Source organism: Halarchaeum salinum (assembly GCF_039520965.1).
Lineage (GTDB): Archaea > Halobacteriota > Halobacteria > Halobacteriales > Halobacteriaceae > Halarchaeum > Halarchaeum salinum.
This window is the reverse complement of record NZ_BAAABL010000089.1, coordinates 1-8,567: the sequence shown is the minus strand read 5'-3', so window position 1 is coordinate 8,567 and position 8,567 is coordinate 1. Positions and strand designations below refer to the sequence as shown.

At 58.1% G+C, this 8,567-nt stretch carries 10 protein-coding genes and 2 pseudogenes; 3 read left to right on the top strand and 9 right to left on the bottom strand.

Going from position 1 to position 8,567, the window contains the following annotated elements; translation table 11 throughout:
- Positions 1-68: 68 nt before the first annotated feature.
- Positions 69-866 (top strand): annotated as a pseudogene (locus ABDZ36_RS14290) (transposase); the annotation flags it as partial.
- Between the two features lie 376 nt (positions 867-1,242).
- Here the strand turns inward: ABDZ36_RS14290 and ABDZ36_RS14285 are convergent.
- The 5 genes from ABDZ36_RS14285 to ABDZ36_RS14265 all read right to left on the bottom strand — a co-directional run bounded on the left by ABDZ36_RS14285 (position 1,243) and on the right by ABDZ36_RS14265 (position 5,622).
- Positions 1,243-2,598 (bottom strand): Cdc6/Cdc18 family protein, encoded by a 1,356-nt coding sequence (locus tag ABDZ36_RS14285; protein WP_211313667.1) that lies wholly within the window; start codon positions 2,596-2,598, stop codon positions 1,243-1,245.
- 367 nt (positions 2,599-2,965) lie between these two features.
- The gene (locus ABDZ36_RS14280; RefSeq protein ID WP_211313668.1) at positions 2,966-3,763 is read right to left on the bottom strand and encodes a hypothetical protein; all 798 of its coding nucleotides are present in this window, start codon (positions 3,761-3,763) and stop codon (positions 2,966-2,968) included.
- Between the two features lie 192 nt (positions 3,764-3,955).
- Positions 3,956-4,126: a hypothetical protein gene (locus ABDZ36_RS14275; protein WP_211313669.1), complete on the bottom strand. Its 171-nt coding sequence runs from the start codon at positions 4,124-4,126 to the stop codon at positions 3,956-3,958.
- A 139-nt stretch (positions 4,127-4,265) separates the two neighbouring features.
- Positions 4,266-4,541, bottom strand: coding sequence for a PadR family transcriptional regulator (locus tag ABDZ36_RS14270; protein ID WP_211313670.1), 276 nt, complete (start codon positions 4,539-4,541; stop codon positions 4,266-4,268).
- 145 nt (positions 4,542-4,686) lie between these two features.
- Positions 4,687-5,622 (bottom strand): M78 family metallopeptidase domain-containing protein, encoded by a 936-nt coding sequence (locus tag ABDZ36_RS14265; protein ID WP_211313671.1) that lies wholly within the window; start codon positions 5,620-5,622, stop codon positions 4,687-4,689.
- 214 nt (positions 5,623-5,836) lie between these two features.
- Here ABDZ36_RS14265 and ABDZ36_RS14260 point away from each other — a divergent pair, with 214 nt between their 5' ends.
- Positions 5,837-6,112 carry a hypothetical protein gene (locus tag ABDZ36_RS14260; protein WP_188872932.1) on the top strand — a complete coding sequence of 92 codons (276 nt, stop codon included), beginning with the start codon at positions 5,837-5,839 and terminating at the stop codon, positions 6,110-6,112.
- A gap of 42 nt (positions 6,113-6,154) precedes the next feature.
- Here the strand turns inward: ABDZ36_RS14260 and ABDZ36_RS14255 are convergent, their stop codons facing one another.
- The 4 genes from ABDZ36_RS14255 to ABDZ36_RS14240 all read right to left on the bottom strand — a co-directional run bounded on the left by ABDZ36_RS14255 (position 6,155) and on the right by ABDZ36_RS14240 (position 7,469).
- Positions 6,155-6,457, bottom strand: coding sequence for a hypothetical protein (locus ABDZ36_RS14255; RefSeq protein ID WP_211313672.1), 303 nt, complete (start codon positions 6,455-6,457; stop codon positions 6,155-6,157).
- A 72-nt stretch (positions 6,458-6,529) separates the two neighbouring features.
- A complete protein-coding gene (locus tag ABDZ36_RS14250) occupies positions 6,530-6,742 on the bottom strand; it encodes a DUF8129 domain-containing protein (protein ID WP_188872934.1) in 213 nt (70 codons plus the stop codon).
- A gap of 62 nt (positions 6,743-6,804) precedes the next feature.
- Positions 6,805-7,068 carry a DUF7389 domain-containing protein gene (locus ABDZ36_RS14245; protein WP_211313673.1) on the bottom strand — a complete coding sequence of 88 codons (264 nt, stop codon included), beginning with the start codon at positions 7,066-7,068 and terminating at the stop codon, positions 6,805-6,807.
- Positions 7,069-7,085: 17 nt separating this feature from the next.
- Entirely contained in the window at positions 7,086-7,469 is a 384-nt protein-coding gene (locus ABDZ36_RS14240; protein ID WP_211313674.1) for a DUF6166 domain-containing protein, read from the bottom strand.
- A gap of 512 nt (positions 7,470-7,981) precedes the next feature.
- Between ABDZ36_RS14240 and ABDZ36_RS14235 the strand changes: the two are divergent.
- Positions 7,982-8,567, top strand: a pseudogene (locus ABDZ36_RS14235) (ISH6 family transposase); the annotation flags it as partial.

Below are 8,567 nucleotides of genomic sequence, written 5' to 3'. Positions count from 1 at the left end.
AACTACGAACGCAGAGACAATCCGGGAAGCACAATCATCACGGTGTGAGAAGAGTTCTATGACACCCTCACAAGGACATCTATGGTATCCGCCCTGTTGCACGAGAGCTCCACAATACGGTTGTCTGGCTTGGCTGTGGCTTCGATCGACCGCCGTCGAGAGACGCGGTCGATCGATTCCTCACTGACCTCGAACACGTTGTCGACGAGGTGTTTGATCACCTCGTCGAGCAGGCCGCCCGCCGCGGCCTGCTCGACTTGACTTACTGCATCGATTCGACCGATGTGAGGGCGATGCCCGCCGATCAAGATGCGTCGAAATGCTACGATCCAACCGACGAAGAGTACTACTACGGCTACGGCTGTACGATCGTCTCGACCGGGCAAAAGATCCCAATTGCGGCAGAGTTCACAGAGAGTAAGCAAGCACCAGAAGAGACAGCGATGCGCGTCACGCGTGACGCGCTCGCCGTCGCCAAGCCGATCTGGATGGTCGGTGATAGCGCCTACGACACGCTTGACTGGCACGACCACCTGCTGGCCGCAGGGGTCGTGCCAGTCGCTCCGTACAACGCGCGAAACACCGACGACCCGAAAGACATCGAGTACAGGGTCGAAGACCGTATTGAAGAACACAGCGAGGACGTTCAGCTGAAGCAATTGACGCTAGACGAGACGTACAACCGCCGGACAGGAGTCGAACGAACCAACGAATCAGTGAAGGACTGCGGCCTCGGGCGAACGCACGCCCGAGGCCGCGTCCACGCACGAGCGCAGGTGTTTCTTGCCCTGTGCCTTCGCCTCGTCGTTGCAATCACCAACTACGAACGCGGAGACAATCCAGGAAGCACCATCATCACGGTGTGAGAACAGTTCTATGACACCCTCGTTAACCAACAACACCCTGTTTTTTCACCTTCGTGTGTTGGTTAACTCTCCTACCTCGGAGTTTCGGGAAGTCGGCCATCCGGCCGCGGGGCACGTCCCTGCTCGATTTCGTAGTTGACGCGACGAAGGTGTGTTGGCTTGATAGTCGCCGGCAAGGACGACTTCAAGCTCATAGATACCCCATTTGCAAAGTGAGAGGGATATTGGGGTTGGCAGGGGGAGACCCCATTTGCAAAGTGAGGTTGACAGCCATTTTACACAGAAGAGGGAGCCCCGCTTGCAAAGAGAGACTGACAACGAACTCACGTAAGAATAGGAAAACCCCGTTTGCAAAGTGAGCAGTCGAACTCTGCCGTTACGAGGCAAACTCTGTAAGATTCGATCGGGCAATCGTTCTGATCGTCTCTTTGTCTCCAATTATCTCCGAGAGGAGAGGGTCATCCTCTACAATAATTTGAACGATTGATTCCGGGTTGAGATGAGGGAACGCGTACTCCGAGAACATCCCCTGCTCATTTCCACGCCCGCGTCGCTTATTCTTGATGACCTCGTACGTAGAGAGCTCCCGCATCCACCGCAGATAGCTGTGCTTCGAGCGCACCTCCGAGTTCGACTGTTCCTGAACCCACCGATAGAGTGTGTATCCCACAGAAGAGGGGACGCAGTTCGAGCGCAGGATCGGTTCTCGTTCCAGAACCGGATTGCCATGAATCGCGACGAGCGCTGTCGCAAGAAGAGAGACTTGCTTCTGATGAGAGACTTTCTCGACGATATCGGCGACATAGTTCTTTTCGACTTCATCACGTGCCTGCTCCACGTGCCGTTCAAGAACCATGTCGTCCTCAAGGCGATTGACGATGTTACCAGCCTCACGGAGAAGATCGATGGCAAATCGAGCGTCACCCTCTCCTTGGGCGCTAGCCGCGGCGACGAGTTCGATTACGCCATCACCAAGAACACCTTTTCGGAAGGCATCGCGGCGGTATTCGAGGATTTCGGTTAGTTCGTACGCATCGTAGTCATCGAAGGAGATTTCGGAGGGGTTGAACGTACTGGCGGTTCGGGAGTTGAGTCCATCCATGAGACTTCTCGGGCTATTTGTCGTCACGATCAGGGAGATGGAGGAGTCCATGTTTCCGATCCGCTTCGATCGAGTGAGGTTGTAGAGGATATCCGAGAAGGCGGGAACCTCGTCCTTCGAGCGTGTCTCACCAACCAAGAGGTCCAGCTCGTCGAGGACGACGATAGCGAGGTCGAGATGTTCGTCGATGATTTCGAAGATACGGTCGTACTTCGAACTAGTAGAGATACCGCGCTTTGCGGTCTGTTCGAGGTCAAGACTCATTTCGAGAGAATGCGCGATCTGATGGACAGCCTCGTGTTCCGATTTCTTGTGTTTGCCGTTAACCTCGATGTACTCGATCTCGATGCCTCTCTCGGCGCCGATTTCCATCGTCTTGTTGGCGACTGTTCCAGCACAGAGCGTCTTCCCGGTTCCAGACGGCCCACGCAGGAGCATATCCTCCGGGTGTTCGTCGTGGAGAGCCGGCTTGAGAGTATTGATGATGAGATTGAGCTGTTCATCACGGCCGACAATACGGTCTTCGTCAACGATAGTTTCCGGCTCGATGAGATCCTTATTCTGGAAAACGGAGTGATAGTCTCCGGCTAACTGTTCCGAGATGGAAAGTGGCCCCGACTTATCAGGCATACACAGGACATCATCTCACTTTGCAATAACCCTTTCGACGGTTTGCAGAGTTAGATCGAATACCCCCGCCCCGTTTGCAAAGTGAGCCAGGAAATAAGAAGAAGTGGTGGCCAAAACAGATCTGAACACCATCTGGATATGACTAGCAGTTATTAGAAGAACATATCGCGTACTGCACTACGGGTGTGGTACATCTAGTAAATACATAAATCCTTTTCCTATCTAGGGTCGCTTCAGCCGGTTTTCAAGGTTCATTCTTGCGGGTTCCCTGGTTACAGCAGCATCGGGCTATCTATCGCTCGTTCTCTTTCGCTAGCTCACTTTGCAAACGGGGCGGGGGTGGAAAACGGCCATCACTTAACGACGACTACACTGGAAGGCGACCATCCGGCCGCGGGACTCGTCCGTGCTTGATTTCGTGGTCGACGCGACGGAGGTGCTTGCAACCGCCGTCAGGTTCTCGCTTCTGGTAGTCCGGACAGGTACACGTCTCGGCGATGATGTCGACGTCGTAGATGCTTCCCGAGGCTGAGCGAACCTCGTACTGGCCGCCCTTCGCAAGGAGGGAGACGTCCATCTCCTCGTCGATCGCGCGCTGCGTTCGGGCTTCGAGGCCTCCCGTCTGCGCTTGGTCGCTCACGGCTTCGCGAGCTCGGACGTCGCCCGCACAGCCACCGTCAGTCGCGACGGCCTGTGTGTCTCGTTCGAGGCGCTCGTCGAGTCGGTCCTCAACGGGGTGGCCGAGTGGCCAGCAGTAGTGGACTTCGCGACGGCTCTGATACTCGTAGGTGCCGATGTCGACGGCGTCGCCCGACCAGACACGCCATGCACCGAGTGCGCTCATCACGTCGCCGACCGCGCGCGGAATGTGTGCGACGTCGTCGGGGTAGAAGACACGAAATCGCGTGCAGTCCTCTTGGACCGGCATTTCGTCCCACCAGGGGACTGTTGAGCGCCAGTTGTCCGCCATCGCCGCGTCCCTCCCGTACCCGACGGTCACGTCGACTGCCGGTGAGCGCTGGTCGGCGTCGCCTTCGAGGAGTCGGAGGACGGCGTACCGTAGGTATTCGTGGAGCGAGTCATCGACGCCGTTCGCGACCGCCGGGTAGTTGTTCGCGACGTGCACCGCTTCCGCAAGGAGCGTCTCGAGATCGTGTTCGGGCATCGTTCGAAAACCGGGGTCTGTGCGCCCCGCCCCTCGCGGGCGCCGACAAACCTTAACCAACGCTCGCGTCGGAATCGCGCATACTGTTGGTTAAGAGTAGCTGGAAGTGTGGCCTCTCTCTGTACCCCGTCTTGCAGAATCGGGAACCAAGTTTCGTTAAGTCGTGGGCGTCTGAAATAGAGTAGGCTGGACTCAGAACGCGTTTCTAAGCTCTACAAGCGCGAGTATGATAGCAATAGCGCCGAATAGTAGGCCGATTGTGCCGAGGAGTTGATTTCGCGGAACGACGGTCGTTTGTGACACGACGAGCAGGGCCATCAATATCACGTGGAGGGCAAGCAGGCGGTCAGTCCGATCTGACATACCACACCTATTCAACAGTCCGACATAGCCGTTCGGTTGCACCCTCCTTCATACCGGCTGCTTCATCGACTCCGACTGAAGAGCCCATATTGTCAACGACCGATACTCCGACTGCTTCAGGACGGATAGTGAGAATGACCTACAGGTCGACGTACTGGTTTTCCCACTCGCGGCGGGCCTCAAGCTCGCGGCGGCCGCGTCGCGTGAGGGTGTAGGAGTTCGTTCGGTCGTCGATCTTCCCCTTGTCGACGAGTCCCTTCTCGACGAGGGTGTCGAGGTTCGGATAGAGGCGGCCGTGGTGGACTTCCGTCTCGTAGTACGTTTCGAGTTCGTCCTTGATGGCGAGGCCGTGCTGCTCGTCCAGCCCCGCAATAACGTAGAGCAGGTCGCGCTGAAAGCCAGTGAGATCGTTCATTACCCCTATTAGGACTTGTCTGCATATCAGCGTATCGGATACAGCCGCTTTGGTTCGGATTTTCGCCACCACACCGGCATTACCATTCACTACTATTGGATAGTTGACTGAACAGGGCGCCTCCTAGTGTGAGGAGTTTGGGTCGCTATGCGGTCTTTGAATCGACGACGTCGATGAGTTGCTCGGCCGTCCGGCTGATTCGGCCGAGTCGCTCCCGGATTGCCTCAGGATCGTCGCCGGCCCAGGCGGCGAGGTAGAACGACGAATTACTCGTGTCAAGCCCATAGTGTCGGCCGACGATGTACGCGACGGCCTCGGCTTCGAGTTCCTGCTCGGAGCGGGCGAGCGGGTCGCTGATGGCGCCGTGGAGGAGGGCGTGTGCGAGTTCGTGGACGAGCGTCACCGCGAGATCCGCCTCGTTCGCACGATCCCGAACCTCAACAAGTGGTGGTTCATCCGACTGACGTGGCTTGCAGATACCCTCTGCCTGCCCATGGATCCACTCCTCGGCGTCGACGAGCCGCACCTCAACGTCGAGCTCCGAAGCTGCGTCTTCGAGGACGGCGACGAGGTCGCCGGCGTCGCCGGTCGCCGCCGTCTCGAGTTCGGGGAGTGGCTCGCCCTCGGTCTGCGAGACGTCGAAGACCGACGCTGGCTGAAAGCCGACGAGTCCCTCCGACCACTCCTCCGGTGGCGTCTCGTCATACTCACAATCACTCTGTTCGTGGTAGTTCGGCGAGTTCTCGCACTCCGGGCATTGTTTCGCGATGATGGGTGCCCAGATCCAGATGGCGCTCTCGCCTTCCTGGACGTGTCGGTCGAAATCCTCTTGCCACGCCCGATACCCCGCGACCTTCGTCGCCTCCGGATACTGGAGGGTGATCAGGAGGGTGTTCCGGTAGGAGTAGTCGTGGAAGCGACTCTGCACGTCCAGCCACTCTTGGAACGCCTCACTCTCACGTGCCTCCCCGACGTGCGTGATGAGGTCCTCGACCCACGCCTCGATCGTTTCGGTCATCGATTCGCTTCGCGAGCTCGAATCCTCGAACGCGACTGCTGACTCCGATTGTGCGTCACTCATGGATTTGGTCGCGACGACGCGCCGCGTGGGCGCGCCCGCACCCCTCCCGGGCCAACAAACTCTGGCGCTGTGTCCCGATCGACGTCACTGCTTTTTCGAGTCGGCAGCAAGGACTCATCGCTCGATGCTGTCGCTGAGGAATTTGCCGGCGCCGTTCTCTTGGCCGCCGACACAGAACCAGAATCTACACGGCGTTCTCTCCCGAGCGTACGGTATGGCTAAGACCGTCGACGACCTCCGAAACGAGATCCGGGTCGCCACGGGCCGCTTCGAGCGAGAGATTTCGGCGACGTTCACGAAAGAGGACCTCGCCGCCATCTGCGATGCCGTCGGCTACGAGATCGACGCCAACTCGCTGCCGCCGACAGCACAGATGCGCGCCGGTATCCTCGCGAGGATCGATGAACGCGACGACGATGCGACGAATGAGATCGGTCGGGCATTCCGGAAGGGCGAACTCGAAGCGATTGCCGACGCGCTCAGCGAGTAGCTTTTCTCCCTCTCACTAACTGTCCATGTCGGGTAGTCGCAGCTAGTCGTCGAAGAGGCAGCGTGTTGCGGCGCGCTCACCAGTGAGTGTCTGCTGGTCGTCGTCGGTGTCGGGGAAGAGTACGGCCTGTTCGTCATCCTCATTTGAGTCTTGTACTTCGGGGCGGTCGTCGACGCCGAACTCACTAGCCTTGGGTCGATCGCGTCGTGATTCGCGATCGCGATGGTCGACATCGGCGCCGAAATCCTCGAGAGACGTTTCGACGCTCGACTCCTGGACTTCGAGCCCGCCATTGTCACTGAATGCTGCTTGATGGTGGACTTCCGGATCTGGTGTGTCGCTCATCATTGAATGCCTCCACCCTCTTGGGTGGCTCGATAAACGTCTCGTCGGGCCACACACTGAGGCGCCGACTATCTAGCTCTCGTCTCGGACTTTCGCGGCTTGCTGCGCGAGCAAGTGGAGGATGGGCTCACGATTCTGATGCGCGTTCTCGTACGCGACACACTCCCGGACAGTCTCGACGTCAGGAATCGTCACGATACAGGCGCGGAGGACGTCGAAGCTTGCCGGCGTAAGTCGTTGTTCGGGCGTGAGTGTGCTCGCATTCTCGCTCTCTTGGTTGGGCATGATGGACGCCTCGCCCGCTCCCGGCGTCGACAAACCGATATCGAGAGCTTTCGGTGTTGTTTCTACTCAAGTTCAGCCTCGGGTTGGATTTGGCGTGCGTCGTCGGCGAGCCGATGCAGATACTCGCGAAGAACGTCCATGTCTTCTTGGGCGTCGGCGAGCGTCTCGGCTTTCACTTTGCCCTCGATCTTGTCCTCGTCGCGCGTTCCGGAGCCACGTTTGAGCTGGACGGTGATCGAGACGCCGACGTCGGTACGTTCGACGTGCTGGGTTTCGCTCGGCTGTTCGTCAGTCGCACCGCTCGAAGAATTGGTCGTATCGGACATCGTTGGTGTGAGGTTGGCTAGGCAGTCGGTGCGACGTCGTCGGGGAGGACGTGTTCGATATCGGCGTCGGTGATCGTCCAGGTGCCGTCGGCGCCGTACTCGAGTCGGCTGATGACCTCGTCTTTGAACGTCTGATAGTGCTCGCGGGCGAGCGCTGCGTTGTCCGTGTAGTTGAGGAGGACGGCGAGTGCGAGCTGTGCCGGGCCGCTGCCGCGATAGCCGACGGCGAACCCGCTCGGACTATGGCGGGCAATTCGGAGGCTGCGCTCCGGTGTGAGGCGCTGCCCACCGGGGTGCGTCGTCACGACCGTCTCGCCCTGCTCCCGGGAGCCAATGTAGCGAATCTCGCCCTGGTGGTGTGTGGTCTGTGCCGTCGCGTAGGCGTCGAAAGTTCCACTCATCGTCTAGTTCGAGAGCACCACTCAGGCACTCCCGCACCCCTCTCGGGGGCGACAAACACGACGCCGGTCGCGACCCGCCCAGTTTAACCAACACGGTCCCGATTCTACTATATGGATCCAGATTAAAACTTCCCGTAGATGGTCGTTCACCAAATTTTGTGGAAGAGAATCTTGTCTTTCTTTCTTGGAACTGCTCTGTTTCTATTATACTCTCAATACACGCCAACAGCTATCCAACAGCCACTTACGTCACTGGGTTATTTCTTCCCCGTTTTATTTACTCTATATGGATTAACTAAATATGACATACAGCAATGTGTTCTCCGATCTCTCGTGATTGCTATCGGAGTCGGTATCTGGACCTTCTCTACGTCTTACGGCCTACTATAGATGAGACGATCTAGCTGAATCAGTTTAAAATATGGGTCGCGTCGCAAAGTCCTCTAGAGTTCAGTAGCAACTGGCTCCCGTGAGGAACGGGACGCCTCTGGTGTCCACCCAAGAGGTGTCCCATGCACGCCACAATCGACGTGCGGTTGACGATTAGCATCGACGAGGACAAAACGGTACCGCTCGCCACGCTCGCTGAGTTCATCACCGACCAGAACGTCGAATCAGTTCTTCTCGAAGGACTGGTCGAGAGCCTCGACGCGGCTCGCGTCGAGGCGCTCTGTGGTGAGAAACACGCTACTGGCAACGGTGACCGACGCTTCCAACGCGCCGGTACCGACACCCGCACAGCCGTCACAACCGCCGGTGAACACGACTTCGACCTTCACTACGTCGAAGATACCGCCGCTGACCACGACGAACCCAGCTACTTCCGGCCCGTCGAAGACGTTCTCGACTTCGACGGGCAAAACCGCTATCAGCAGGATATCGCCGCCAAAAGCGTCGATCTCGCTACCTCGCTCAGCTATCGGGATGCTGCTGACCACGGCGACGGCATCCTCCCGGAGATGCCGTCGCCGACCACCATCAACCGCCGCGCCAGAGAATACGGCAGCAAGCTCAAGCAGTTCCTTCCAGACTCAGTCGATCACATCGGCAGCCGGATAATCTCGACCTCTAAGCGCCGAATCTCTGCGAACTGTGACC

Coding starts and splice junctions, on each gene's coding strand:
- ABDZ36_RS14285 (WP_211313667.1), bottom strand. CDS start 2,598: ATGCCTGATAAGTCGGGGCCACTTTCCATCTCGGAACAGTTAGCCGGA.
- ABDZ36_RS14280 (WP_211313668.1), bottom strand. CDS start 3,763: ATGCCCGAACACGATCTCGAGACGCTCCTTGCGGAAGCGGTGCACGTC.
- ABDZ36_RS14275 (WP_211313669.1), bottom strand. CDS start 4,126: ATGTCAGATCGGACTGACCGCCTGCTTGCCCTCCACGTGATATTGATG.
- ABDZ36_RS14270 (WP_211313670.1), bottom strand. CDS start 4,541: ATGAACGATCTCACTGGCTTTCAGCGCGACCTGCTCTACGTTATTGCG.
- ABDZ36_RS14265 (WP_211313671.1), bottom strand. CDS start 5,622: ATGAGTGACGCACAATCGGAGTCAGCAGTCGCGTTCGAGGATTCGAGC.
- ABDZ36_RS14260 (WP_188872932.1), top strand. CDS start 5,837: ATGGCTAAGACCGTCGACGACCTCCGAAACGAGATCCGGGTCGCCACG.
- ABDZ36_RS14255 (WP_211313672.1), bottom strand. CDS start 6,457: ATGAGCGACACACCAGATCCGGAAGTCCACCATCAAGCAGCATTCAGT.
- ABDZ36_RS14250 (WP_188872934.1), bottom strand. CDS start 6,742: ATGCCCAACCAAGAGAGCGAGAATGCGAGCACACTCACGCCCGAACAA.
- ABDZ36_RS14245 (WP_211313673.1), bottom strand. CDS start 7,068: ATGTCCGATACGACCAATTCTTCGAGCGGTGCGACTGACGAACAGCCG.
- ABDZ36_RS14240 (WP_211313674.1), bottom strand. CDS start 7,469: ATGAGTGGAACTTTCGACGCCTACGCGACGGCACAGACCACACACCAC.